The 24,416-nt window shown below is 71.5% G+C and carries 22 protein-coding genes and 1 pseudogene; 11 read left to right on the forward strand and 12 right to left on the reverse strand.

The window, feature by feature from the left end:
- Together ACFY3C_RS28765 and coxB are read right to left on the reverse strand one after the other, a co-directional pair.
- Nucleotides 1-249, reverse strand: a pseudogene (locus tag ACFY3C_RS28765) (cytochrome ubiquinol oxidase subunit I); the annotation flags it as partial.
- The gene (gene coxB, locus ACFY3C_RS28770) at nt 246-1,205 is read right to left on the reverse strand and encodes a cytochrome c oxidase subunit II (RefSeq protein WP_386574352.1); all 960 of its coding nucleotides are present in this window, start codon (nt 1,203-1,205) and stop codon (nt 246-248) included. The pseudogene ACFY3C_RS28765 and the gene coxB, both read right to left, overlap by 4 nt.
- Before the next feature lie 284 nt (nt 1,206-1,489).
- Between coxB and ACFY3C_RS28775 the strand changes: the two genes are divergently transcribed.
- Nucleotides 1,490-2,872 carry a cysteine desulfurase/sulfurtransferase TusA family protein gene (locus tag ACFY3C_RS28775; protein ID WP_390772796.1) on the forward strand — a complete coding sequence of 461 codons (1,383 nt, stop codon included), beginning with the start codon at nt 1,490-1,492 and terminating at the stop codon, nt 2,870-2,872.
- Nucleotides 2,873-2,914: 42 nt separating this feature from the next.
- Here ACFY3C_RS28775 and ACFY3C_RS28780 read toward each other — a convergent pair whose 3' ends face one another.
- Nucleotides 2,915-3,889, reverse strand: coding sequence for a carbohydrate kinase family protein (locus ACFY3C_RS28780; protein ID WP_390772797.1), 975 nt, complete (start codon nt 3,887-3,889; stop codon nt 2,915-2,917).
- Between the two features lie 130 nt (nt 3,890-4,019).
- On the opposite strand from ACFY3C_RS28780, the gene ACFY3C_RS28785 reads away from it, so the two are divergent.
- Together ACFY3C_RS28785 and ACFY3C_RS28790 are read left to right on the forward strand one after the other, a co-directional pair.
- On the forward strand, nt 4,020-4,229 hold the full coding sequence (locus tag ACFY3C_RS28785) for a hypothetical protein (RefSeq protein WP_390772798.1): 210 nt from the start codon (nt 4,020-4,022) through the stop codon (nt 4,227-4,229).
- Between the two features lie 100 nt (nt 4,230-4,329).
- Complete coding sequence (locus ACFY3C_RS28790; RefSeq protein WP_390772799.1) at nt 4,330-5,961, forward strand: hypothetical protein; 1,632 nt, start codon at nt 4,330-4,332, stop codon at nt 5,959-5,961.
- Nucleotides 5,962-6,056: 95 nt separating this feature from the next.
- On the opposite strand, the gene ACFY3C_RS28795 is transcribed toward ACFY3C_RS28790, so the two are convergent.
- Nucleotides 6,057-6,413, reverse strand: coding sequence for a HesB/IscA family protein (locus tag ACFY3C_RS28795; RefSeq protein ID WP_386574359.1), 357 nt, complete (start codon nt 6,411-6,413; stop codon nt 6,057-6,059).
- 273 nt (nt 6,414-6,686) lie between these two features.
- Here ACFY3C_RS28795 and nadA point away from each other — a divergent pair, with 273 nt between their 5' ends.
- A complete protein-coding gene (nadA, locus tag ACFY3C_RS28800) occupies nt 6,687-7,871 on the forward strand; it encodes a quinolinate synthase NadA (RefSeq protein ID WP_389183885.1) in 1,185 nt (394 codons plus the stop codon).
- Between the two features lie 78 nt (nt 7,872-7,949).
- On the opposite strand, the gene ACFY3C_RS28805 is transcribed toward nadA, so the two are convergent.
- From ACFY3C_RS28805 to ACFY3C_RS28825, 5 genes are all read right to left on the reverse strand, one after another.
- Complete coding sequence (locus ACFY3C_RS28805; RefSeq protein ID WP_390772800.1) at nt 7,950-11,051, reverse strand: efflux RND transporter permease subunit; 3,102 nt, start codon at nt 11,049-11,051, stop codon at nt 7,950-7,952.
- A gap of 160 nt (nt 11,052-11,211) precedes the next feature.
- On the reverse strand, nt 11,212-11,889 hold the full coding sequence (locus ACFY3C_RS28810; RefSeq protein WP_386574362.1) for a response regulator: 678 nt from the start codon (nt 11,887-11,889) through the stop codon (nt 11,212-11,214).
- On the reverse strand, nt 11,886-13,106 hold the full coding sequence (locus tag ACFY3C_RS28815) for a sensor histidine kinase (protein WP_386574363.1): 1,221 nt from the start codon (nt 13,104-13,106) through the stop codon (nt 11,886-11,888). Before ACFY3C_RS28815 ends, ACFY3C_RS28810 begins: the two co-directional genes overlap by 4 nt.
- 184 nt (nt 13,107-13,290) lie before the next feature.
- Nucleotides 13,291-13,569 carry a hypothetical protein gene (locus ACFY3C_RS28820; RefSeq protein WP_386574364.1) on the reverse strand — a complete coding sequence of 93 codons (279 nt, stop codon included), beginning with the start codon at nt 13,567-13,569 and terminating at the stop codon, nt 13,291-13,293.
- A 34-nt stretch (nt 13,570-13,603) separates the two neighbouring features.
- Nucleotides 13,604-14,395, reverse strand: a complete 792-nt coding sequence (locus ACFY3C_RS28825) for a PspA/IM30 family protein (RefSeq protein ID WP_386574365.1) — start codon at nt 14,393-14,395, stop codon at nt 13,604-13,606.
- 279 nt (nt 14,396-14,674) lie between these two features.
- Between ACFY3C_RS28825 and ACFY3C_RS28830 the strand changes: the two genes are divergently transcribed.
- Both ACFY3C_RS28830 and ACFY3C_RS28835 read left to right on the forward strand, forming a co-directional pair.
- Entirely contained in the window at nt 14,675-15,301 is a 627-nt protein-coding gene (locus tag ACFY3C_RS28830; protein WP_386574366.1) for a DUF3043 domain-containing protein, read from the forward strand.
- An 83-nt stretch (nt 15,302-15,384) separates the two neighbouring features.
- A complete protein-coding gene (locus ACFY3C_RS28835; RefSeq protein ID WP_386574367.1) occupies nt 15,385-16,086 on the forward strand; it encodes a class I SAM-dependent methyltransferase in 702 nt (233 codons plus the stop codon).
- 52 nt (nt 16,087-16,138) lie between these two features.
- Here ACFY3C_RS28835 and ACFY3C_RS28840 read toward each other — a convergent pair whose 3' ends face one another.
- Complete coding sequence (locus tag ACFY3C_RS28840) at nt 16,139-16,351, reverse strand: hypothetical protein (RefSeq protein WP_386574368.1); 213 nt, start codon at nt 16,349-16,351, stop codon at nt 16,139-16,141.
- A gap of 207 nt (nt 16,352-16,558) precedes the next feature.
- Between ACFY3C_RS28840 and ACFY3C_RS28845 the strand changes: the two genes are divergently transcribed.
- Nucleotides 16,559-17,761, forward strand: a complete 1,203-nt coding sequence (locus ACFY3C_RS28845) for a bifunctional adenosylcobinamide kinase/adenosylcobinamide-phosphate guanylyltransferase (RefSeq protein WP_390772801.1) — start codon at nt 16,559-16,561, stop codon at nt 17,759-17,761.
- Nucleotides 17,762-17,764: 3 nt separating this feature from the next.
- Here the strand turns inward: ACFY3C_RS28845 and ACFY3C_RS28850 are convergent, their stop codons facing one another.
- Nucleotides 17,765-18,757, reverse strand: a complete 993-nt coding sequence (locus tag ACFY3C_RS28850; protein WP_390772802.1) for a class I SAM-dependent methyltransferase — start codon at nt 18,755-18,757, stop codon at nt 17,765-17,767.
- A gap of 133 nt (nt 18,758-18,890) precedes the next feature.
- Between ACFY3C_RS28850 and cobT the strand changes: the two genes are divergently transcribed.
- The 3 genes from cobT to ACFY3C_RS28865 are packed head-to-tail and all read left to right on the forward strand — an operon-like array spanning nt 18,891 to nt 22,536.
- Nucleotides 18,891-19,955, forward strand: coding sequence for a nicotinate-nucleotide--dimethylbenzimidazole phosphoribosyltransferase (cobT, locus tag ACFY3C_RS28855; protein WP_390772803.1), 1,065 nt, complete (start codon nt 18,891-18,893; stop codon nt 19,953-19,955).
- A gap of 54 nt (nt 19,956-20,009) precedes the next feature.
- Nucleotides 20,010-21,797 (forward strand): phosphatidylglycerol lysyltransferase domain-containing protein, encoded by a 1,788-nt coding sequence (locus ACFY3C_RS28860; protein ID WP_386574372.1) that lies wholly within the window; start codon nt 20,010-20,012, stop codon nt 21,795-21,797.
- A gap of 10 nt (nt 21,798-21,807) precedes the next feature.
- Nucleotides 21,808-22,536, forward strand: a complete 729-nt coding sequence (locus ACFY3C_RS28865; RefSeq protein ID WP_390772804.1) for a hypothetical protein — start codon at nt 21,808-21,810, stop codon at nt 22,534-22,536.
- Here ACFY3C_RS28865 and ACFY3C_RS28870 read toward each other — a convergent pair.
- A complete protein-coding gene (locus ACFY3C_RS28870) occupies nt 22,476-23,243 on the reverse strand; it encodes a hypothetical protein (RefSeq protein WP_390772805.1) in 768 nt (255 codons plus the stop codon). The genes ACFY3C_RS28865 and ACFY3C_RS28870 overlap by 61 nt on opposite strands.
- A gap of 60 nt (nt 23,244-23,303) precedes the next feature.
- Between ACFY3C_RS28870 and ACFY3C_RS28875 the strand changes: the two genes are divergently transcribed.
- The gene (locus ACFY3C_RS28875) at nt 23,304-24,089 is read left to right on the forward strand and encodes an adenosylcobinamide-GDP ribazoletransferase (protein ID WP_386574375.1); all 786 of its coding nucleotides are present in this window, start codon (nt 23,304-23,306) and stop codon (nt 24,087-24,089) included.
- The last annotated feature ends 327 nt before the right edge of the window (nt 24,090-24,416 follow it).

Genomic DNA, 24,416 nt, shown 5'->3' on the forward strand with positions numbered 1-24,416 from the left:
GAACTGCTCGTTCGACATGAACTGCAGGCCCGGACGGGCCAGCTCGGCGCGCATGAGCAGCGCCATGACGCCACCGATCAGGAAGAACGCGAACGACGTCGTCAGATACAGCGTTCCGATGGTCTTGTGGTCGGTGGTCGTCAGCCACTTCACCACGACATTGCCGGGCTGCTTGCGCCTGACCGGCAGCTCGTTCTCGTACGAGTCCTCAGCTGCCGCGGCACCCTGGGGTTCGTTGAGGATGCTCACAGGTTGTTCGTCTCCCGGTTCTTCTCGTGCGGCGTCTGCGCGATGCCGGCGGGAACGTAACCGGTCTGCCCCTTCTTGGCGAGGTCCTTGAGGTGCTGCTCGTAGCGCTCGGGGGAGACGACCTTCACGTTGAACAGCATCCGGGAGTGGTCGACGCCGCAGAGCTCGGCGCACTTGCCCAGGAAAGTGCCCTGATGGTTGGGAACAACCTGGAAGGCGTTGGTGTGGCCCGGGATCACGTCCTGCTTCATCAGGAACGGCACCACCCAGAAGGAGTGGATGACGTCACGCGAGGTGAGGATGAAGCGGACCGTCTTGCCCTCGGGAAGCCAGAGGGTCGGGCCGGGGTTACCGGTCTGAGGGTTCTTCGTGCCCGGCGTACCGACGTCGTAGACACCGCCGGCGTTCGCCGGGAACTCCTTGCGGAACCGGTCCGGAATGGCGAGCAGTTCCTTGGACGTCTTGGCGTCGCCGGGGGAACCGGGAACGTCCGCGATGTAGTTGAAGCCCCAGCTCCACTGGAAGCCGACCACGTTGACCGTGACGTCGGGCTTCTTGTCGAGGCTGAGGAGCTTCGTCTCGTCCCGGGCCGTGAAGTAGAAGAGCACCGAGATGATGATGATCGGGACCACCGTGTACAGGGCCTCGATCGGCATGTTGTACCGAGTCTGCGGAGGTACCTCGACCTTGGTGCGGCTGCGCCGGTGGAAGAAAGCACTCCACAGGATCAGGCCCCACACCAGCACACCGGTGGCCAGCGCGGCCGCCCAGGAACCCTGCCACAGGGAGAGGATCCGCGGAGCCTCTTCCGTGACCGGGGTGGGCATGCCAAGGCGGGGGAAGTCCTTGTATGTGCAACCGGTTGCGGTCGCCAGGACCAGGCCCGCGGTCAGTGCCTGCAGCAGCTTCCGCCGCATCGGGCGCCGCGGCGAGCGGTCGGAGCCGTTGGGACTCACGTAGCGCCTTCCCGAGAGTCTCGCCCGCGCGGTTCGGCTGCGGCCTTCTCGCTGGTCGGTCGCCGCCCTGCGTCGGGCAGGGGTTTGGATGTTTATGCGGACCAAACCCTAGCCGACGCTCTCCGAGGGTTCGCGGGGAGGGGTGCCTACTAGCTCGGGTGGTTCGCTGATTTGGCGGGTGCGGGCAGTTTGTGGCTGATCGCGCCCCGCGGCGGAGCCGCATATGGACCCAGTCCCGCGCCCCTTCAGGTTGGCTGTCCCCAGGAAAGTTTTAACGTTGCTGTGTGTCCTACTTTGACGCTGCTTCCGCCGCTCCCCTTCATCCCGTAGCTCGTCAGGCGTTGTTGGCCTCTTTGGATGAGGGGTGGGCCGATCCTGCTCGGTTGTATCGGGAGGGGCGCAGGGCGCGGATGTTGCTCGACGCGGCTCGGGAGGCGGCGGCCGAGGCGGTGGGGTGCCGGGCGGACGAGGTGGTGTTCACGCCGTCCGGGACGCGGGCCGTACACACCGGTGTCGCGGGGGCGTTGGCCGGGCGGCGGCGGGTGGGACGCCACCTGATCGTGTCCGCCGTCGAACACTCCTCGGTACTCCATTCGGCTGAGGCGTTCGAGGCGGAGGGCGGCTCGGTGAGCACGGTGGCCGTCGATCGGGCGGGCGCCGTCGCTCCGTCGGACTTCGCGGCCGCGCTGCGGCAGGACACCGCGCTGGCCTGTCTGCAGTCGGCCAACCATGAGGTCGGGACCGTGCAGCCGGTGGCCGAGGTGGCCGAGGCGTGCCGGGCGGCGGGGGTGCCGCTGCTCGTGGACGCCGCCCAGTCGCTGGGGTGGGGGCCGGTCGAAGGTGACTGGTCGCTGCTGGCGGCGAGCGCCCACAAGTGGGGCGGGCCCTCAGGGGTGGGGCTGCTCGTCGTGAGGAAGGGGGTGCGGTTCGCGCCGCAAGCTCCCGTGGACGAGCGCGAGTCGGGTCGCGCCGCCGGGTTCGAGAACCTCCCGGCCATCGTCGCGGCCGTGGCCTCCCTGCGTGCGGTACGGGCGGAGGCGGACCAGGAAGCGGTACGACTGCGGGAGCTGACGGAGCGGATCCGGCTGCGGGTGCCGCAGCTGGTGCCGGATGTCGAGGTGGTCGGCGATCCGGAACGGCGGCTGCCGGGGATCGTCACCTTCTCCTGTCTCTACGTCGACGGAGAGGCCCTGCTGCACGAGTTGGACCGGGAGGGTTTCTCCGTCTCGTCCGGCTCGTCCTGCACGAGCAGCACGCTGACGCCCAGCCATGTGCTGAAGGCGATGGGGGTGCTGAGCGAGGGCAACGTGCGGGTGTCGCTGCCGTCTGGGGTGGCCGAGGAGGACGTGGAGCGGTTCCTGGCGGTGCTGCCGGGAACCGTGGCCGGTGTGCGGGAGAAGCTGGGGGCGCCCGCTCCGGCGGCCGTGACCGTGGTCCGGGCTCAGGAACTGGTCGTCGACTCGCTCGGCAAGCGGTGCCCGATCCCGGTCATCGAGCTGGCCAAGGTGATCGGGGACGTGCCGGTGGGCGGCACGGTGCGCGTTCTCTCGGACGACGAGGCGGCCCGGCTGGACATTCCCGCGTGGTGCGAGATGCGGGGGCAGGAGTACGTGGGCGAGGAGCCGGCCGAGAAGGGCTCGGCCTATGTGGTCCGCCGGCTGAGCTGAAGGGGGTCGAGGGGGGCCGGGCCCCCCTCGAAAAGGCGGCCGTCAGCCCAGGTGAGCCCGGACTTCCTCGGCAGCCTCGTCCCCGTACGCCTTGGTGAACCGGTCCATGAAGTGCCCCCGCCGCAGCTGGTACTCCTGCGTCCCCACCGTCTCGATGACGAGAGTCGCCAGCATGCAGCCGACCTGCGCCGCGCGCTCCAGGGAGACACCCCAGGCCAGGCCGGAGAGGAAGCCGGCGCGGAAGGCGTCGCCGACACCCGTGGGGTCGGCCTTGCACTCCTCCTCCGCGCAGCCGACCTCGACCGGGTCCTCGCCGGCCCGCTCGATGCGCACGCCCCGCGAGCCGAGCGTGGTGACGCGGTGGCCGACCTTGGACAGGATCTCGGCGTCGCTCCAGCCGGTCTTGGACTCGATGAGCCCCTTCTCGTACTCGTTGGAGAAGAGGTAGGTCGCCCCGTCCAGCAGTATCCGGATCTCCTCGCCCTCCATACGGGCGATCTGCTGGGAGAAGTCGGCGGCGAAGGGGATGCTCCGGGAGCGGCACTCCTCCGTGTGGCGGAGCATCGCCTCCGGGTCGTCGGCGCCGATCAGGACCAGGTCGAGGCTGCCGACGCGGTCGGCGACCGTCTTCAGCTCGATGAGGCGGGCCTCGCTCATCGCGCCGGTGTAGAAGGAGCCGATCTGGTTGTGGTCGGCGTCGGTGGTGCACACGAAGCGGGCGGTGTGCAGGGTCTCGGAGATGCGGACCGAGTCGGTGTCCACGCCATGGCGGTCCAGCCAGGCTCGGTACTGGTCGAAGTCGAAGCCGGCGGCTCCGACGAGGATGGGCTTGGTCCCGAGCTGACCCATGCCGAAGGCGATGTTCGCGCCGACGCCGCCCCGGCGCACGTCCAGGTTGTCGACCAGGAAGGAGAGCGAGACCGTGTGCAGCTGGTCCGCGACGAACTGGTCGGCGAAGCGGCCGGGGAAGGTCATGAGGTGGTCGGTGGCGATGGAGCCGGTGACTGCAATGCGCACGACAGGCATTCTCCTGCGGGAGGCTGGATTGACAGTTCACGCTACCCGTTCATGGACAGCCGCTGAAGCTGGCAAAACTACCCGATAGTAGATCTTTCTTCGCGAGGCTCGGCATGCATACGGTGCCATCATGACGAACCTCAAGGTCCACTTCTCCGCTCCGGCCGATCTCGAGGGCGACCTCGCCTCGCTGCGCGGGGACTGCGCCCGGATGGCCCCGCACTGGACGGTTCCCACGCACGCCGACTCCCGCCCGGTGCCGCCGTCGCTGATCCATGGGGTGACCGTGCCGAAGAAGTCGGCGCGGCTGCTGGACGCCATGTCGGACTACGGCGACTGACGCCCGGGGCGTACTGCGGGAACCGCACGCTCCCCTCGCTCGTCCCATCGCCGTCCCCCGTGCCGGGGGCGTGGGACACGATCCAGCGAGGAGCGATGCGGTGAACACCGAGCGACCTGAGAATTCGGAGGAGCCCGAGGTCTCCGCGGTCTCCGACGCGACCGAGAATGCCGAGAACGTCGAGAACGCCGAGGAGCCCGGGGCTTCGGCGGCCTCGAAGGACTCCCCGGTCTCGAAGGAACCCCGGGCCTCGGAGACCGACGAGGTCGGCGAGGTCCGTGAGGTCGACGAGGTGGGTGGTGCCGGCGCCGGTGAGCGGCCCGGGCGGCGGCGCTCCCCCCTGGTCGTCGTCTCGGTCGCGGCGGCCGTCCTGCTGGTCGGGGGCGGGGGCGCGATCCTCGCCGCGAACCATGGTTCGGACGGCCGTACGGGCGCCGGCGGGTCCGGCGGTGGCGGCACTCCCCCGCCCCTCGTCCTGGACGGCTGGGCGCAGGGCGGTACGGGCGACATCGCGCCGGGTGAGCCGGATCCGTACGGGGCGACGTACGTGGCCGCGGGGAAGCTGGCCGACGGTCCCGGTTCGGCGCCGGTGTACGCGCCGAAGGGCGAGGTCGGCAAGGACGACGTGGCCCGGCTGGCCAAGGCCCTCGGGATCGACGGCACGCCGGTGGCCGAGGGGCCGAGCTGGCGGGTCGGCGGCAAGGACGGCTCCGGGCCGACGCTCCAGGTGACCAAGGACGCCCCGGGCAGCTGGACCTTCAGCCGGTACGCGCCCGGCACGGACAACTGCCGGAAGGTCACCGTGTGCGCGCAGGACCCGGGCGCTCCGGCGGGCGAGCCGGTGAGCGTGGCGGTCGCCGAGAAGGCGGCGACGCCGGTGCTGAAGGCGCTGGGGCAGGACGACGCGAAGGTCGACGCGAGCCGGATCATGGGCGCCCAGCGGGTGGTCAACGCCGATCCGGTGGTGGGCGGGCTGCCCACGTACGGCTGGACGACCGGCCTGATCGTCGACAAGCAGGGGGACGTCATCGGCGGCCACGGGCTGCTGGTGGCGCCGGCCAAGGGGGACACGTACCCCGTGCTCGGCGCGGAGAAGACGCTGGCGCTGATGAACTCCGCGCAGAAGCACGGGCACCGGATGGGCATCGGCGGCTGCGCGAGTCCCGTCCCGCTGAAGAACCGGCTGGAGCAGCCCTGCGGCACGTCCACGACGGCGTCCCGGGCGGCCGCGGTCACCGTCGAGAAGGCGGTGTTCGGGCTGGCCGCGCACTCGGTCGCCGGGCGGCAGACGCTGGTGCCGTCCTGGCTGTTCGAGGTCCGGGGTACGGCGGCGCGGGGCGCCTTCACGGTGACGTATCCGGCGCTGGACCCGAAGTACCTGACCTCGCCGTCGGCCTCGGCACCGGCCCCGGAGCCGTCCTCGCCGTCCTCGGCGCCGAAGACGCATGACGTGAAGGTCGACGGCTACACCGCCGACGGCCGCGAGCTGAACGTGAGCTTCTCGGGCGGGGTGTGCGCCGACTACAAGGCATCGGCGAAGGAGAGCGCGGGCCGGGTGACGGTCACGGTGACCGAGAAGGTCTGGCCGGACAAGGTCTGCGTCGCCATGGCCAGGATGTACGTGAAGACCGTACGGCTGGACGCGCCGCTGGACGGCCGGAAGGTGGTCGGCCCGGACGGGGCGCAGATCCCGAAGGCCAAGGCCGGAGCGCTGCGCCCGCAGGCCCGCTAGCGCCCCTGGACACACGAAGGCGGCGGCCCCCTCGGAGGGGGTCGCCGCCTTCGTCGTCAGGCTGTGACCGGCTCAGCCGTCAGGCTGTGGACGGCTTAGCTGAAGGAGTCGCCGCAGGCGCAGGAACCGGTCGCGTTCGGGTTGTCGATCGTGAAGCCCTGCTTCTCGATCGTGTCCACGAAGTCGACGGTGGCGCCGCCCAGGTAGGGAGCGCTCATGCGGTCGGTGACGACCTTGACCCCGCCGAAGTCCTTCTCCACGTCGCCGTCGAGCGAGCGCTCGTCGAAGAAGAGCTGGTAGCGCAGGCCGGAGCAGCCGCCGGGCTGGACGGCGACGCGCAGGGCGAGGTCGTCACGGCCTTCCTGGTCGAGCAGGGCCTTGACCTTGGACGCGGCCGCGTCGGTCAGGATGATGCCGTCGCTGACGGTGGTGGTCTCGTCCGATACGGACATCTACATCTCTCCCGGGTTGTACGGAGACTGCTTGCCGACCAGTGCAACCGGCGTTTCCGCGGATTCATTCCGGGCCGGGCGTTCGCGTGGTCGCGTTTTTCCTTCCGACTTCATGCTCGCACATGCCCGAGAGGGCGGACAGCAGCCCGAAGAGGGACCTGAGGGACCCGGGCGGGATTCACGTCACATCGACGCTATGGCCATCGTCAAAGTGACGTGAACCAGTTATGATAGATAGCGTCAGTTAGACGAAAAGTAGAAAGGGTGCGTGACGTGACCACCGCCCAGACCCCGGAGCTCGACGTACAGCCGTCCCCGCTCGCCCTCCTGCTTCTCGGCCGCGAGGCCGACCCGAAGAGCGAGCGGGGCGTCGAGTGTCCCGGCGACCTGCCCTCGCCGTCCGACCCCGACCTGGTCGAGCGCGCCCGCGCGGCCAAGGAGAAGCTCGGCGACAAGGTCTTCGTGCTCGGCCACCACTACCAGCGCGACGAGGTCATCCAGTTCGCCGATGTCACGGGCGACTCCTTCAAGCTGGCCCGGGACGCGGCCGCGCGCCCGGAGGCCGAGTACATCGTCTTCTGCGGTGTGCACTTCATGGCCGAGTCGGCGGACATCCTGACGTCCGACGACCAGAAGGTCGTCCTGCCGGACCTGGCCGCCGGCTGCTCGATGGCCGACATGGCCACGGCCGAGCAGGTCGCCGAGTGCTGGGACGTGCTGACCGAGGCGGGCATCGCCGAGCAGGTCGTGCCGGTCTCGTACATGAACTCCTCGGCCGACATCAAGGCGTTCACCGGCAAGCACGGCGGCACCATCTGCACCTCGTCGAACGCCAAGCGCGCCCTGGACTGGGCCTTCGAGCAGGGTGAGAAGGTCCTTTTCCTGCCCGACCAGCACCTCGGCCGCAACACCGCGGTGCGGGACATGGGCATGACCCTGGACGACTGCGTGGTCTACAACCCGCACAAGCCGAACGGCGGCCTGACGGCCGACGAACTGCGGGCCGCGAAGATGATCCTGTGGCGCGGTCACTGCTCGGTCCACGGCCGCTTCAGCCTGGACTCGGTCAACGACGTGCGCGAGCGCATCCCGGGCGTGAACGTCCTGGTCCACCCCGAGTGCAAGCACGAGGTCGTGGCCGCGGCGGACTACGTCGGCTCGACGGAGTACATCATCAAGGCTCTGGAGGCCGCTCCCGCCGGCTCCAAGTGGGCCATCGGCACCGAGCTGAACCTGGTCCGCCGCCTGGCGAACCGTTTCGCTCCCGAGGGCAAGGAGATCGTCTTCCTCGACAAGACGGTCTGCTTCTGCTCGACCATGAACCGCATCGACCTGCCCCACCTGGTCTGGGCCCTGGAGTCCCTGGCCGAGGGCAACCTGGTCAACCGCATCGAGGTCGACCAGGAGACGGAGGCGTTCGCCAAGCTGGCGCTGGAGCGGATGCTGGCCCTGCCGTAGGGCTCTCCACCACAGGGCTGAGGCCCGGCCCCCGGGAAGGGGGGCCGGGCCTCAGTGGTGTCCGGATGGCGGCGGTGTTCAGACGCCGGCCGGTTCCAGCACCTCGGACTCGCGGTTCTGCCGCTTCGCCGCCCGCTTCTTCGCGCGGCGCTCCTTGCGCAGCTCCAGCATCGCGTAGAGCGTCGGGACGAGGAGCAGGGTGAGCAGCGTGGACGAGATCAGGCCGCCGATCACGACCACCGCCAGCGGCTGGGCGATGAAGCCGCCCTCGCCGGTGACCCCGAGGGCCATCGGGAGCAGGGCGAAGATCGTCGCCAGGGCCGTCATGAGGATCGGGCGGAGCCGGTGACGGCCGCCCTCGATCACGGCCTCGACGACGCCGTGGCCCTGCCTGCGGTACTGGTTGATCAGGTCGATCAGCACGATCGCGTTGGTCACCACGATGCCGATCAGCATCAGCATGCCGATCATCGCCGGGACGCCCATCGGAGTGCCGGTGGCCACGAGGAGGCCGATGGCACCCGTCGCCGCGAACGGGATCGAGACCAGCAGGATCAGCGGCTGGGCCAGCGAGCGGAACGTCGCCACCAGCAGCATGAAGACGATCGCGATGGCCGCCAGCATGGCCAGGCCCAGGTTCTTGAACGCGTCGTCCTGGTCCGAGGACACACCGCCAATCTCCGCCTCGGCGCCCGCCGGGAGCTTCAGGGTCTTGATCTTGGACTGGAGCTGGGTGCTGACCGCGCCCGTGTTGTCCCCGGTCGGCCGGGCCGTGATGGTGGCGGCGCGCTGGCCGTCGATGCGAGTCATGGACACGGGTCCGTCGACCAGCTTGACGGTGGCGATGTCACCGAGCTTCACCGGGCCGAGGCGCAGCGCCTTCAGCTGGGCCAGGGTGGTGGCGGGCTTGGCCGACTTCACGACGACGTCGCGCTCGGTGTCGTCGAGGATCGCCTTCGCCGCCGTCGTACCGCGCACGGCCTGCGCGACCGCGGCGCCCAGCTTCTGGTCGTCGAACCCGGCCGCGGCCGCCTTGGCATTGGCCTTGACCGAGATCCGCGGCACGCTCTGCGAGAGGTCGCTGGTGACGTCGGTGACGTGGTCGAGGCCGGCCACGGTGGAGCGCACCCGGTCGGAGGCCTCGCTGAGCACCTGCGCGTCGGACGCCTTCACGACGACCTTGAGGTCCTGGTTGCCGAAGCCGTCACCGGCGGACACGGTGGTCGTGCCGACGCCGTCGAGCCTCTTCAGCCCGTCCTCCAGGCGCTTCTGCACGTTGTCGTAGGACGCCGAGTCCTTCAGCATGACCTGGTACGACGCCTGGTTGGTGTCGGTGCCGCCGCCGAAGGCCGCCATGAAGCCGGAGGAGCCGATGGTGACCTGGTAGTCCTTGACGCCGTCGGTGGAGGCGAGCAGCTTCTCGACCTTCCTGGCCTGCGCGTCCGTGGCCGCGAGGCTGGTGCCGGGCTTCAGCTCCTGCTTGACGGTGAGGACTTCCTGGTCGCCCTGGTCGAAGAAGTTGGTCTTCAGCAGTCCGGACATGCCGAACGTGAGGACCAGGACGACCACCGCGATCAGCACGCTGGTGAGGCGGCGGCGGGTGGCGAAGCGCAGGACGGGGACGTAGAGGCGCTGGAGGCGGCTCTTCGCCTCCTTCTCCTCGGCCCGGCGGCGGGCCTCCTCGGCGTCCTCGGGGGTGCCCTTGGGGGCGCGCAGGAACCAGTACGACAGGACGGGTACGACCGTCAGCGAGACGAGGAGGGAGGCCAGCAGGGCCGCCGTCACCGTGATGCTGAACGAGCCGAACAGGGCGCCCACCATGCCGCCGACCAGGCCGATCGGCAGGAAGACGGCGACCGTGGTGAGGGTGGAGGAGGTGACCGCGCCGGCCACCTCGCGCACCGCGCCCAGGATCGCTTGCTTGCGCTCCTCGCCGTAGCCGAGGTGCCGCTTGATGTTCTCCAGGACCACGATCGAGTCGTCGACGACCCGGCCGATGGCGATGGTCAGCGCGCCCAGGGTGAGCATGTTGAGCGACAGGTCGCGGGTCCACAGCACGATCAGGGCGAGGACGACCGACAGCGGGATGGACACCGCCGTGACCAGCGTGGAGCGGATCGAGGCCAGGAAGACCAGGATGACCAGGACCGCGAAGAGCAGGCCGAGCGCGCCCTCCGTGGTCAGGCCCTTGATGGACTTGGACACGGCCGGGCCCTGGTCGCTGACGACCGTGAGCTTGGCGCCGGAACCGAGGTCCTTCCGCAGGTCGGGCAGCTTGTCCTCGACGGCGTTCGAGATGGAGACCGCGCTGCCGTCGTGGTCCATGGTCACGTTGACGGCGAGGCTGGGCCGGCCGTCGGTGCGGGTGATGGAGTCGGCCGGGGCCGGCTGCTGCTTCACGGTGGCCACGTCACCGAGGCGTACGGGCCCCCGGACGCCCTCACCGGTGACCATCAGGTCCTTGATCTGCTGCAGCGAGGTGAAGCCGCCGCCGACCTGGACGGTGCGGCCCGCGCCGTCCTCGTCGAAGGAACCGGCCGGGACGGTCGCGCCGCCCGCCTGCAGGGCCTGGCCGAGCGCGGCGGAGGTGAGGCCCGCCCGCGCGAGCTTGGCGTCGTTCGGGGTGACGGCGACCTGGAGGTCGCGGACGCCGGTGACCTGGACGCGGCCGACGCCGTCGATGTCCTTCAGGGCCGGTACGACCGTCTTGTCGAGCTGGTCGGCGAGGGCCTGCTGGTCCTTGCCTGAGGTGACGGCGAGCACCACGGTCGGCATGTCGTCCGTGGAGCCGGCGACGACCTGCGGGTCGACGTCGTCCGGCAGCTGGGCGCGGGCCCGGTTGACGGCCTGCTGGACGTCGGAGACGAGCCGCTTGGTGTCGTTGCCGTAGTCGAAGGACGCCATGATCACGGCGTTGCCCTCGCTGGCGGTGGAGGTGACACCGGTGATGCCGTCGACGCCCTGGAGGTTGTCCTCGATGGGCTCGACGATCTGCTTCTCGACGACGTCCGGTGCGGCGCCCTGGTACGGCGCGATGACCGACACCATGGGAAGTTCGATGGTGGGCAGCAGTTGCTGCTTGATCTGGGGTATCGCGATCAGCCCGAAGACGAGCGCGATGAGCGACATCAGGCCGATCAGGGCCCGTTGCGCGAGGCTGAATCTCGACAGCCAGGACATGGGTCAGGGTCTCTCTTCAGTGAGCGGCAGAAGCTGCTGCGGGGCGCGCATGTGAGCGCCCACCCCAACACCCTGAGCCATGCCCGAGGGCGAATCCGTAGGCCCCAGGTCCCGTTCCTTATCCGGGCCCTACTCCGCGCGCAGTACGCGCGGGTGGAGATCAGTCCATCCTCGGACGTACCAGTCCCGACTCGTAGGCGATGACGACGAGCTGGGCCCTGTCCCGGGCGCCCAGCTTGGCCATGGCCCGGTTGACGTGCGTCTTCACCGTCAGCGGGCTGACTTCGAGGCGTTCGGCGATCTCGTCGTTGGAGTGGCCGCCGGCGACCTGGACGAGCACCTCCCGCTCCCGGCCGGTGAGCGCGTCGAGGCGCTCCGAGCGGGCGGGGTCGCGGCCCTCGTCGTCGCCCTGGGCGAGGAAGCGGGCGATGAGGCCCTTGGTGGCGGCCGGGGACAGCAGTGCCTCGCCGCCCGCGGCGACCCGGATGGCGTTCAGCAGCTCCTCGGGCTCGCTGCCCTTGCCGAGGAAGCCGGAGGCCCCGGCGCGCAGGGACTGGACCACGTAGTCGTCGACCTCGAAGGTGGTCAGGATGACCACGCGGACGCGGGCCAGCGACGGGTCGGCGCTGATCAGGCGGGTGGCGGCGAGTCCGTCGGTGCCGGGCATCCGGATGTCCATGAGGACGACGTCGGCGCCGTGCTCCTTGGCCAGCCGGACCGCCTCGGCGCCGTCGGAGGCCTCCCCGACGACCTCCATGTCGGGCTCGGAGTCGACCAGCACCCGGAACGCGCTGCGCAGCAGTGCCTGGTCGTCGGCGAGCAGGACACGGATCGTCATGCGGGCTCTCCCGGTGCCGTCGTACGGGTCTTGACCGGCAGGATCGCATGGACGCGGAAGCCGCCGCCGTAGCGGGGTCCGGTGGTGAGGGTGCCGCGCAGGGCGGTGACCCGCTCGCGCATGCCGAGCAGCCCGTGCCCGCCGCCCGTCCCTGGTTCGGCGCTCGCGCCCGAGCCGTCGTCCAGGACGGTGACCTCGATGTTCGGTCCGACGCGTACGACGCTGACCTCGGCCGTGGCGTCGGTGCCCGCGTGCTTCTGCACGTTGGTCAGGGCCTCCTGGACGATCCGGTAGGCGGCCAGGTCGACGGCGGCCGGAAGCTCGGTGCCGTGGTCGGTGCGGGCCACCTCGACGGGGAGTCCGGCGCTGCGGAAGGTGCCGGCGAGGTCTTCGAGTCGGCTGAGGCCGGGTGCGGGCTCGGTGGGGGCCTCGGGGTCGCCGGACTGGCGGAGCAGGCCGACGGTGGCGCGCAGTTCGTTGAGAGCGGAGCGGCTGGCCTCGCGGACGTGAGCGAGGGCCTCCTTGGCCTGGTCGGGCCGCTTGTCCATGACGTGGGAGGCGACACCGGCCTGCACGTTGACCAGCGCGATGTGGTGGGCGACGACGTCGTGCAGATCGCGGGCGATCCGCAGCCGCTCCTCGGCGACCCGGCGGCGGGCCTCCTCCTCGCGGGTGCGCTCGGCCCGCTCGGCGCGCTCCCGCATGGCCTGGACGACCGCGCGGCGGCTGCGCACCGCGTCCCCGGCGGTGGCGCCGATGCCGGTCCAGGCGAGCACGCCCAGGTTCTCCTGCGCGTACCAGGGCAGGGGGCCGCCGAGCATGGCGGCGGCGGTCAGCACGGTCATGGTGAGCAGGCCGACACGCCAGGTGGTGGTGCGGTCGGTGGCCGAGGCGACGGTGTAGAGGGCGACCACGGCGGACATCGCGACCGGGGTGCGCGGGTCGCCGGTGACGCACTCGATGACGGAGAGGGTGCCGGTGACGGCGAGGACCGTCTTGGGTGCGCGGCGGCGGAAGACGAGCGCGGCGGCGCTGAGGGTCATCAGGAGCAGGCTGAGCGGGGCGGGGCTGCGGACGCCCCAGGTGACGCCGTTCTCCCCGCGGGGGTCCACGAAGGAGCCGGCGACCATGCACATCAGCACGCCCGCCGCGATCGCCGCGTCCAGCGCGAGGGGGTGCGCCTTCAGGCTGCACCGGGCGCGTTCGAGAGTGCTCACCCGGTGAACAGTACGGGGCATTGCGGCACGGGTCAGCAGTGAGACGCCCGCTGCTGGGGCGCTGATCACCGACGACGGCGCCGCCGACCTCTACGGCGGCGCCGGCGAGGCGAAGGACCTCAGCCACCCGGAGTGGCAGAAGTCCCGCACCAGCTGGTTCACCCTGGGCTGACCCGGGCCGGGATCAGCCCGGGATCAGTCCGTCGTCGCTCAGCAGCTCCCGGACCTCCGCGAGTGTCGAGTCGGAGGACGGGAGGATCAGCTCCGAGGGTTCCAGGGAATCGTCCGGCAGCGGGGTGCCGAGGCGGCGGACGGCGTCGAGGAGAGCGGTGAGCGTGCGGCGGAAGCCCGCGTCGTCGCCGCTCTCCATCTCGGCCAGCAGGTCGTCGTCCAGCTTGTTCAGCTCGGTGAAGTGGGCGTCGTCCAGCTTCACCTGGCCCTCCCCCATGATCCGTACGATCACGTCGGCCTCCTCGGCTCGGGGTCCCGGCCCCCGGCTACTGCTTGTCGAAGCGCGGGGTGTCCTGCGGCTGCTGCTGGGACTGCCCCTGGCCGGTGCCGCCCTCGATCGCCTGCTGCGGCGAGCCTCCGGCCAGCTCCGCCTTCATGCGCTGCAGTTCCAGCTCTACATCCGTACCACCGGAGATCCGGTCCAGCTCGGCCTGGAGGTCGTCCTTGGCCATGCCGGTGGGGTCGTCCAGGGCGCCGGAGGCGAGCAGCTCGTCGATGGCGCCGGCCCGGGCCTGGAGCTGGGCGGTCTTGTCCTCGGCGCGCTGGATGGCCAGTCCGACGTCGCCCATCTCCTCGGAGATGCCGGTGAAGGCCTCGCCGATGCGGGTCTGCGCCTGGGCGGCGGTGTAGGTGGCCTTGATGGTCTCCTTCTTCGTACGGAAGGCGTCCACCTTGGCCTGCAGGCGCTGGGCCGCCAGGGTGAGCTTCTCCTCCTCGCCCTGGAGGGTCGCGTGCTGCGTCTCGAGGTCCGTGACCTGCTGCTGGAGGGCGGCACGGCGGGAGAGCGCCTCCCGGGCCAGATCCTCGCGGCCGAGCGCGAGCGCCTTGCGGCCCTGGTCCTCCAGCTTGGAGGACTGCTGCTGCAACTGGTTGAGCTGGAGTTCCAGGCGCTTGCGGGAGGTCGCCACGTCGGCTACGCCGCGGCGCACCTTCTGCAGCAGCTCCAGCTGCTTCTGGTACGAGTAATCGAGGGTCTCGCGCGGGTCCTCGGCCCGGTCAAGGGCCTTGTTCGCCTTCGCGCGGAAGATCATCCCCATACGCTTCATGACACCGCTCATGGGCTTCGCGCGCCCCCTTCTGACGGACTCCAGCTCACAGATCCTGCGACAGAACCCACAGTACGGGCCCTGACTCCATTACCGCACTGTTCGGGGAGTGATGCGCTCATCCCCAAGAACGACTGCGGACGGTATCGCTCCGGCGTGAGGAGTAGGTGGACCTCCGGATGGGCTCCTTCGGACCCTTCGGTGACGGCCGGATGAAGCGTCTGCAACGTCCCCTCTGTCCCCGTACAGACGTCCGGTGTTGCCGGATCGTTCCCCGGTCGACTGGGGTCCATGCCGGGAAAGCCCGTACCCTTGGGTTTTGTGTTCCGTAGCCGTGCCAAGGAAGAGAAGGCCCTCGCCGACAAGGCGCAGGTGACCGACTCCAAGCAGCCCCGTGACCCGCAGGCCCCGAAGGGCAGGCCCACGCCCAAGCGCAGTGAGGCCCAGTCCCAGCGCCGCAGCGTCGCCAACACGCCGATGACGCGCAAGGACGCCGCCAAGCGTCAGCGCGAGGAGCGCCGCCAGGCGCTCGAACGGCAGCGCCAGGCGCTCGCCGGCGGCGACGAACGTTATCTGCCCGCCCGGGACAAGGGCCCGGTGCGCAGGTTCGCGCGCGACTGGGTCGACTCACGGTTCAACGTGGCGGAGTTCTTCCTGCCGCTGGCCGTGGTCATCCTGGTGCTCAGCGTGGTGCGGGTGCCGGCGATCCAGAACATCGCGCTGCTGCTGTGGCTGATCGTGATCGTGCTGATCGTGCTCGACGCGGCCGTCAGCGGCTTCCGGCTGAAGAAGCGGCTGGCCGAGCGCTTCCCCGACCAGAACCGCCGGGGCGCCGTCGCCTACGCCCTGATGCGCTCCCTCCAGATGCGTCGGCTCCGGCTGCCGAAGCCGCAGGTCAAGCGCGGAGAGCGGCCCTGAGCGCAGAGGCTTTCACCGGGGGCGCGGCCGACGCCTGGCTGAACAAGCTGGGCGGGCTGCGTGATGTCGTACGACAGGAGCTGGTGGCCCGGCAGCTCGACGAGCAGATAGCCGGGCGGTTCCCGGTCGGGCAGCGGCTGCGGGTGCTCGACGTGGGGATGGGCCAGGGCACCCAGGCGCTGCGGCTGGCCCGGCTCGGCCACCAGGTGACCGGTGTCGAGCAGGACGCGACGATGATCGCGGCCGCGCGCGAGGCGCTCGCCGGTGAGCCGGACGGCATCCGCGAGCGGGTCCGGCTGGTGGAGGGGGACGGCCGGGACACCGGCGTGCACTTCCTGCCGGGCAGCTTCGACGTGGTGCTGTGCCACGGGGTCCTGATGTACGTCGAGGAGCCCGACCCGCTGGTGGCGGGTCTGGCCCGGATGCTCGCGCCGGGCGGGCTGCTGTCCCTGCTGGTGCGCAACGGCGATGCGCTCGCCGTGCGGCCGGGCCTGTCCGGGGACTGGGCGGGCGCGCTGGCCGCCTTCGACACCACCGCCTACCGCAACCGCCTCGGCCTTGAGGTGCGGGCGGACCGCCTCTCGGCGCTCACCGCCACGCTCGCCGGCATCGGCGCCCCGCTGCATGCCTGGTACGGCGTACGGGTCTTCACGGACACGGCGGCGGACGACGCGCGGATCCCGGACGACCTGGAGACGCTGCTGGCCGCCGAGGAGCGGGCCGGGCGGACGGATCCGTACCGGGGGATCGCGGCGCTGCTGCATCTGTGCGGGGTACGGGGCTGAGCCAGGCTGGGCGAGGTGTGAGGAGGGCGGCCCCTCCTCACACCCGATCGGGTTACGACGCGTCGGCGTGCAGGCTCATCGGGCCGTAGATCTCGGTGGTCTCCTCGAACAGCCGCACCTGGTCCGCGCCGCCCTCCTTCAGCGCCTTCCAGTGCTCGCCGATCCAGGACTCGGCATCCCCCTGCGTGGTGAACTCCTCCGGCTGCACCGCGGGCTGGACCTCCGTCCCGTCGGCCTGCTCGAACCGCCACGTCCATGCCGTCATGTGGGCCTCCCTTTGATCCAACTCCTGCCCCGGAAGCGTATTCGCTCCGCTGGGTCGGCCGTTAGATCACCTCCGGTAGCACAGACAAGTGCAGGCCGGTGGGGGCTGGGCGCGCCCACGCGGCGGAGCCGCATATTGATACAGCCCCGCGCCCCTTAGGGTGCTGCAGATGAGCGGCACCTGCTGCCACAGGTGAAAATCGGTCTCGTGGAAGTGACTCTGCTCGGTACCGGTGCCCCCGCGGGACTGCCCCGCCCCGACTGTCCCTGTGCCGTTTGTGCGACAGCGCTCGGGCCGGACGTGCGGGCGGCCACCGCGCTGCTCGTGGACGGGACGCTGCTCCTCGACCTGACGCCCGGGGTGGCGTTCGCGGCCGCGCGGTCGGGGCATTCGCTGGGCGGGGTACGGCAGGTGCTGCTGTCGCATCCGCACGACGGTCCGGCGGTGGAGGTGCCGGCCGGGCTGCCGCAGCCCGGGCGGGTGCCGGACGGGCGGGAGTTGGCACTGCTGACGGGGCATCGGGTGCGGGCCGTGGCGATGGACGCGGGCGGCACCGGGTACGCGGTGACCGGGCCGGACGGGCAGCGGCTGCTGTACCTGCCGCCGGGCGGGGCGCCGGCCGGTCTTGAGGGGGCGCCGGCGGAGACGTACCAGCTGGTCCTCGCCGATGTCGTGGGGCGCCCGGACGCGCTGGCCCGGCTGCGGGCGGTCGGTTCGGTGGGGCCGACCACGGACGTCGTCGCCGTCCATCTCGACCACGACGTGCCGCAGGGCGCGGAGTTGCGGCGACGGCTCGCCGCGGCCGGGGCGCGGGCGGTGCCGGACGGTACGACGCTGATGGTCGGGGTGTACGAGGACGTGCCGGACGTACCGCGCCGGACGCTGGTGCTGGGCGGGGCGCGCTCGGGCAAGTCCGTGGAGGCCGAGCGGCGGCTGGAGTCCTTCCCGGAGGTGCTGTACGTGGCGACGGGCGGGACGCGGGGCGGGGACACCGAGTGGGCGGAGCGGGTGGCCGTGCACCGGGAGCGGCGGCCGGGCTCGTGGCGTACGACGGAGACGACCGATCTGGTGCCGCTGCTGGGTGTGGACGGGCCGCCGGTGCTGATCGACTGTCTGTCGCTGTGGCTGACGGACGCCATGGACGCCGTGGGGGCGTGGGACGACGCGGAGTGGGCCGGGGGCGGGGAGAAGGCGCTGCGCGAGCGGGTGCGGGAGCTGACGGACGCGGTGCGGGCCACTCGCCGGACCGTGGTGGCGGTGTCCAACGAGGTGGGGTCGGGGATCGTGCCGGCCACCGCGTCCGGGCGGCGGTACCGGGATGAACTCGGGCGCCTGAACTCGGCGTTCGCGACGGAGTGCGAGCAGGTGCTGTTGGTGGTGGCGGGGCAGGCCGTGGTGCTGCGGGGCTGAGCGTCAAGTGACGGCCGCGGCTTCCTTGCGGGCCACCAGCCGGTACGCGTTGGAGAGGCGGAGGTGCGGGGCCAGGGGGGCCAGCACGTGGTCCAGGACCGCGGTCACGTCGAGTGCCGGGGCGGCCATGGCTCTCAGGAGGGGGTGGAGGTGGGCCAGGGTCAGGGAGAGGGCTGCCGAGAGGTCGTGGGGGACGTGGGGTGCCCTGCGGTCGGTGACGAGGATCGTGCAGCCCTGGGACTCCAGTTCGGCTCGGAGGTTGGGCAGGGGCGGCAGGTGGAGGTGGCGGGGCTGGCCGTAGGGGAGCCACCACTTGCCGAGGAGGCCGGCGAACGCGCTGTGTGGGTCGGGGACTTCGACGACGAGGTGGCCGCCGGGGCGCAACACGGTGAGCGCGGCGCGTAGTTCGGCGCGTGGGTCCGGGGCGTGTCCCAGGTGGTGGAACATGCTGACCACGTCGTAGCGGGAGCGCAGGCGGGCCGCCAGCCCCGGGGTGGTCAGACAGCCGCGGTGGGCCTCCTCCACCCGGCCCTCCATCAGGGCCTGTTCCACGCGGGCCGTCGGGTCCAGGCCGTCGAAGCTGGTGTACGGGAAGAACTCCTTCGCCGCCTCCGGGAAGCGGGCGTGCCCGGTGCCCACGTCCAGCCAGCTCTCCGGTTCGCGCAGCGCCGACAGCGCGAAGGCGGCGGCGCGGTGCCTGCGGCGGACCGCACGGTCGGAGAGGACGCGCTCGGCGAACTCCTCCAGTTGCCGCTCGTAGACGTCCCGGTGGTAGAAGGCGAACCCCTCCGCCGTGAGCCGGGGGTTCTGGAAGACGTGCGCACAGTCGCCGCACTCGTCGAGGACGAACGTGCCCGGCCGGTGCCGCAGCGGGTCGGGGGCGCGCAGCCGGGTCCGCAGCCCACGGGAGCCGCACCAGGGGCAGTCCTCGCGGCGCGGCTCCTGGAAGGGGTCGCGCGGCTCGATGACCTGGGGGGTGGGGGGCGAGGGCTGCATGGGCGGCTCCCTGGGCGACAATCCGCTGCAAACCGGAACGTATGGGATACCCCTCCCGGGTGCAAAGACGTCGTGACCATGGGGTGGCGGTGTGGCGCGGAGGTGTTCGTTCACGGGCGGTACTGTTCGGCGAATGAGCAGCCTTAATCTGGACGACTTCACCGATCTGATCGAGCGCCCGGACGGGGGCGTACGCCGTGACGCCGAGGCCCGCCGGGAGCGCCAGATCGTGCCGCCCGGGTCGCTCGGGCGCCTGGACGAGCTGGGCGAGTGGCTGGCCGCCGCACAGGGCGCGGTTCCGGTACGGCCGGTCGAACGGCCGCGGGTGATTCTCTTCGCGGGCGACCACGGCATCGCCGAACTCGGCGTCTCCGCACGGCCCGCGGGCAGTGCCGAGGAACTGGTGCGGGCGGTGCTGGAGGGCGCCGCCCCGGTGTCGGTGCTCGCGCGCCGGCTCGACGTGCCCGTGCGGATCGTGGACATGGCTCTGGACTGCCCGTTGGAGGCCTTCCCGGAGGAGGTCGTACGGCACCGGGTGCGGCGCGGCAGCGGCCGTGTCGACATCGAGGACGCGCTGACCGCCGACGAGGCCGAGGCGGCCTTCCGGGCGGGTGTGGCGGTCGCCGACGAGGAGGCCGACTCGGGCACGGACCTGGTGGTGCTCGGCGATGTGAGCGTCGGCGGGACCACGGCGGCCGCGGTGCTGGTCGCGGCGCTGTGCGGGACCGACGCGTCCGTGGTGACCGGGCGGGGCGGGCTCGCCATCGACGACCTGGCGTGGATGCGCAAGTGTGCAGCGATCCGGGACGCGCTGCGGCGGGCGCGGCCGGTGCTCGGGGACCAGTTGCAGCTGCTCGCGACCGTGGGCGGGGCCGATCTGGCCGCGATGACCGGGTTCCTGCTGCAGTGCGCGGTGCGGAAGTTGCCGGTGATCCTGGACGGTGTGGTGGCCGCCGCGTGCGCGCTGGTCGCCCAGCGGGTGGCGTTCCGGGCACCGGACTGGTGGCTGGCCGGGCACGACAGCGGGGAGCCGGGCCAGGCGAAGGCGCTGGACCGGATGGCGCTGGAGCCGCTGCTGGACCAGGGCGTGAAGGTCGGCGAGGGCGTGGGCGCGCTGCTGTCGCTCCCGCTGGTCCAGGCCGCGGCGGCGCTGGCCGCGGAGCTTCCCGAGAAGGAGGCGGCGGAGGAGAAGGAGTAGTCCGCAGCCGGAAAAGAATGGTTCGCCGGGGCGGCCCCCATATGATCCTCCCCCATGGGAGATGCCCGAATTGCCGTGGAGCAGCACGCCGAGCCGGAGCGGCGGGCCGGCGGTGCCTCCCGTCGGGGCGCCGCCTTCGCCGTCTGGTATCTGCGGGCCGTCGCCTTCATCAACTTCCTCAGCGCGGTCTGGGTCACCCTGGGCCAGGACGTGCGCCGGCACAACCAGGAGAACTACTTCACGCCGTACCTGCTGACGGCCGGCTTCGCCTCAGGCGTGTTCACCGCGTTCCTGGCGATCACCATGCGCCGGCGCAAACGGGCCGCGTGGATCCTGAACCTGGTGCTGAGCGGCTCGTTCCTGGCCCTGTTCGCGTTCGCCATGGCGTTCCCGGACATCCGGCGGTACGCGCAGAACTGGGTCTCCCTGGGGCTGACGGCCGCCTTCGTCGGCGCGCTGCTGGTCGGACGCCGGGAGTTCTACGCCAAGGGTGACCGCTCCAACCCGCGGCTCGCCGCGACCGTCGCCGTCGGCGGCGGACTGGCCGCCTCGCTGCTCGCCGGGCTGCTGATCACGGTCACCAACACGGCGCCGGACGCGGCCCGTTCGACGTTCCTGGAGCGCTGGCACTACGGCACCCTGCGGCTGGTGTCGGTGGCGGCCGAGGAGTCCCGCTTCCCCGGTATCGAACCGCCCAACTGGGCGAACGTGGCGATCAACGTGCTCAGTACGCTGCTCGTCCTCGCCGTGTTCTACGCCGCCTTCCGTTCCCGGCGTGCCGTCGACCCGCTCACCGAGGACGACGAGAAGCGGCTGCGGGCGCTGCTGGAGCGGCACGGCGAGCGGGACTCGCTCGGCTACTTCGCGCTGCGCCGGGAGAAGAGCGTGGTGTGGTCGCCGACCGGGAAGGCGGCCGTCGCCTACCGCGTCGTCGGCGGGGTGAGCCTGGCCTCCGGGGATCCGCTGGGCGATCCGGAGGCGTGGCCCGGGGCGATCGCGCCCTGGCTGGTGGAGGCGCGGGCGCACGGGTGGATCCCGGCTGTGATGGGGGCGAGCGAGGAAGCGGGGACGGTCTACGCCCGGCACGGCCTGGACGCGCTGGAACTCGGTGACGAAGCGCTCGTGGAGGTGGCCGAGTTCACGCTGGAGGGACGGGCGATGCGCACCGTGCGCCAGGCGTACAACCGGGTGAAGCGGGCCGGGTACCGGGTGCGCATCCGGCGGCACGCGGACATCCCGGCGGACGAGATGGCGTACCTCCTGGAGCGCGCCGACGACTGGCGGGACGGGGCGACCGAGCGCGGGTTCAGCATGGCGCTGGGGCGGCTCGGGGACCCCGAGGACGGCCGGTGCGTGATGCTGGAGTGCACGGACGCCGACGGGAAGCTGCGCGCGCTGCTCTCCTTCGTCCCCTGGGGGCCGCACGGACTGTCCCTGGACCTGATGCGACGGGGCCGAGACGTCGATGGTTCTGCCAACGGGCTGATGGAGTTCATGGTCATCGAGCTGCTCCGCCGGGCCCACGAGATCGAGATCACCCAGGTCTCACTCAACTTCGCCATGTTCCGATCGGTCTTCGAACGTGGGGCGCGCCTCGGTGCCGGACCGGTGCTGAGGCTGTGGCGGTCGCTGCTCAGCTTCTTCTCCCGCTGGTGGCAGATCGAGTCGCTGTACCGCGCCAACGCCAAGTACCGGCCCATCTGGGAGCCGCGGTTCCTGCTCTTCGAGAAGAGCGCGGACCTGCCGCGCATCGGCCTCGCGTCGGCGCGCGCCGAAGGCTTCTTGGAGGCGCCGGGACTGCCGAAATGGCTGCACCGCAGGCACCTGGACACGCACCGATGAGGAACGTTTGATGAGGACGCTCGCCCACTGGGCCCGAGCCGAGTGGGGGCTGCTGTACGTCACCGTGCGCGAGCCCCTGCTCAAGCGCCGCTGGCGGGCGATCCCCATGACGCTCGGGGTGGTGTGCCTGACCGCGCTGCTGCAGTTCGTGCAGAACCGGCCGTGGGGCTACCAGATCGTGCAGAACATGGGGGCCGTACGGGCGGAGGACCCGCTGGGGCTGGCGCTGCTGCGCACTCCCCTGTCGCTGTTCGTCCCGGCGCTGGACCTGCCCGTGTGGGGGGCGCTCGCGCAGATCCTGTTCGTGTTCGGCATCGCCGAGGTGTGTCTGGGCTGGTGGCGGACGCTGGCCATCGCGTACGTGGCCACGCTCGCCGGGACGCTGTACGCGCGCGTGGGCGTCACTCTCGGCGCCCATGCCCCGTTCGGTCTGCCCTGGACGGACGGGCAGGTCGTGGACACCGGTCCGTCGGCGGCCGTGGTGGGGCTCGCCGTCTATGTGAGCTGGCGGTACGGCGCCTATGCGACGGCGGGCGCGGTGACCCTGTCGATGGTGGTCGAGGTGCTGCTCAAGGAGAACCTGGCGGGCAAGGAGCACCTGGCCGCGCTGATGGGTGTGGGGACACTGTGCCTGGTGGCGGCGGTGCGGCACCGGTACGGGCGGCTGCCGCGGCCCGGTCAGTGGCGGTCGGGCAGGCGGACCGGGCGCGGGTCGGGCTTGCCGCCGATCCAGTCCTGAAGGGCGCGGCGGGGCCCGGCCCAGCGGCGGTCGTGGCGGTAGGCGCGCAGGATCGCCTTGGCTCGGGCGCGGGGGCGGCGGCCGTAGAAGCGACGGGCCCAGGGCGAGTTGGGGCGGGCCAGGCGGACGGCACCGACCAGCGCGACCAGCGGCACGATCACGCCGAAGATCGCGACCCGCATCTTGCCCTTGCTCAGGGCGATCAGGGAGAGGAGGAAGTTCCCCGCGATGTCGGCGATGACCGTGCCCCGGTCCTGGAGTTCCTCCGCGGACAGGTCGTTGACGCCGAACGGCGCGAACCCGGCGAGCAGCAGGCCGACGAGGGCGGCGGTGAGCACGACGACCTCGACACTCTGCCGGCCCTCCTCGGTCCAGTAGACGTCGTCGAGGTGCAGGATCAGCGCGAACTCGTCCAGGACGAGCCCCACCCCCATGCCGAAGACGACCGCGGAGATGGTCATGCCCGCGCCGTGCGACGACGCGCTGGCGACGGCGCCGAAGCCGCCGGCGACGGTGAGGACGACCCCGGGGACCACGTGGTGGATGTGCAGCCCGCCCGCCTCGACGTTGCCGAAGGGGCCCCTGCCGGCCCGGATCAGCCGGACGATCACCCGCGTGACGAGGAAGGTGACGACGAAGGCGGTCAGGGCCAGCAGCAACGGAAGTTTTCCCGGCTCCAGGATGTTCCGCTCCCACCAGTGCCCCATGTGCGCACTTTAGTCCCGGCCGCGGTGGGGAGCCCGGCGACGGCCCGGTAACCTGCGCCGGTGCTCAAGTCCTCCCCTCTCGACGGCCTCCGCTTCGCCTTCGGCACGCTCTCCGTGCTGCCCGTTCGGGTGCACCGGTGGGACAGGGAGGCCGCCCGCGGGGGCATGCTGAACGCCCCGGTCGTCGGACTGGTCGTCGGCTGCTGCGCGGCGGGGCTCGGGCTGCTGCTGCTCCTGCTGGGTGCCGGCCCGTTGCTCGCCGCCGTCGCCGCCGTCGCCGTGCCGGCCGCGCTGACCCGCGGTCTGCACCTCGACGGGCTCGCGGACACGGCGGACGGGCTCGGCAGCGGCAAGCCCGCGGAGGACGCGCTGCAGATCATGAAGCAGTCGGACATCGGGCCGTTCGGGGTGCTGACCCTCGTCCTGGTGCTGCTGGCCCAGGTCGCCGTGCTGGCGCAGCTCTACGCCGACTCCTGGGTGCGGGGCGCCGCCGCGGCGGTGACCTCGGCGGTCGCGGCGCGGCTCGCGCTCACCCTGGCCGCGCGCACCGGGGTGCCCGCGGCCCGTCCGGAGGGTCTCGGGGCGGCGGTCGCCGGCGTGGTGCCGGTACCGGGCGCGCTGGCCGTCACGGCAGCCTTCACGATCGTCTCGGCCGCCTGGGGTACGGCCCAGGGCCCGTACGGCGCCCTCCGCGCGGCGGCCGCGGTCCTGCTGTCCCTCGCCACCGCCGAACTCCTGCTGCGCCGCTGCACCCGCCGCTTCGGCGGTGTCACCGGGGACGTCTTCGGCGCCCTCGCGGAGACGGCGGCGACGGCCGCGCTCGTGGTGCTGTCCCTGGGCCGCTAGGGCCTGTCGGCGCTCGGGCCGTGGGGCAGTGCGCCCCAGGGGTGGGCGCCCGTGCCGGGGACCGCGCAGTGCACTGCGCGCCCCGCTCCCGGGCGGCCCCGGCCATGTCCGCGTCCGCCGGGACGCCGTGGACCAGACGGCAGACCCGCACCCCGGCGGGGTAGTGGCGGGGCTGCTGGGGCGTGCGCAGGTAGGTCGCCGAGGAGCCCTCGAAGGTGACGAGGAGGACGAGGCCGCAACTCTCCTGTAGAGATGACTGGTTCCTCCCCCAGGGGATCCTCTGCGGCGAAACCGTGGAGGATCAGCGGAAATCATGCGAATCCGCGC

Origin of the sequence: Streptomyces sp. NPDC001410 (assembly GCF_042895235.1) — a bacterium.
Classification (GTDB): Bacteria; Actinomycetota; Actinomycetes; order Streptomycetales; family Streptomycetaceae; genus Streptomyces.

Excerpts from the sequence above, each read along its gene's own strand:
- ACFY3C_RS28795 (WP_386574359.1), bottom strand. The coding sequence starts at position 6,413 with ATGTCCGTATCGGACGAGACCACCACCGTCAGCGACGGCATCATCCTG.
- cobT (WP_390772803.1), top strand. The coding sequence starts at position 18,891 with ATGAGCAGCCTTAATCTGGACGACTTCACCGATCTGATCGAGCGCCCG.
- ACFY3C_RS28825 (WP_386574365.1), bottom strand. The coding sequence starts at position 14,395 with ATGAGCGGTGTCATGAAGCGTATGGGGATGATCTTCCGCGCGAAGGCG.
- ACFY3C_RS28870 (WP_390772805.1), bottom strand. The coding sequence starts at position 23,243 with ATGGGGCACTGGTGGGAGCGGAACATCCTGGAGCCGGGAAAACTTCCG.
- ACFY3C_RS28785 (WP_390772798.1), top strand. The coding sequence starts at position 4,020 with ATGACGAACCTCAAGGTCCACTTCTCCGCTCCGGCCGATCTCGAGGGC.
- ACFY3C_RS28850 (WP_390772802.1), bottom strand. The coding sequence starts at position 18,757 with ATGCAGCCCTCGCCCCCCACCCCCCAGGTCATCGAGCCGCGCGACCCC.
- ACFY3C_RS28860 (WP_386574372.1), top strand. The coding sequence starts at position 20,010 with ATGGGAGATGCCCGAATTGCCGTGGAGCAGCACGCCGAGCCGGAGCGG.
- ACFY3C_RS28865 (WP_390772804.1), top strand. The coding sequence starts at position 21,808 with ATGAGGACGCTCGCCCACTGGGCCCGAGCCGAGTGGGGGCTGCTGTAC.
- ACFY3C_RS28840 (WP_386574368.1), bottom strand. The coding sequence starts at position 16,351 with ATGACGGCATGGACGTGGCGGTTCGAGCAGGCCGACGGGACGGAGGTC.
- ACFY3C_RS28805 (WP_390772800.1), bottom strand. The coding sequence starts at position 11,051 with ATGTCCTGGCTGTCGAGATTCAGCCTCGCGCAACGGGCCCTGATCGGC.
- ACFY3C_RS28810 (WP_386574362.1), bottom strand. The coding sequence starts at position 11,889 with ATGACGATCCGTGTCCTGCTCGCCGACGACCAGGCACTGCTGCGCAGC.
- ACFY3C_RS28830 (WP_386574366.1), top strand. The coding sequence starts at position 14,675 with ATGCCGGGAAAGCCCGTACCCTTGGGTTTTGTGTTCCGTAGCCGTGCC.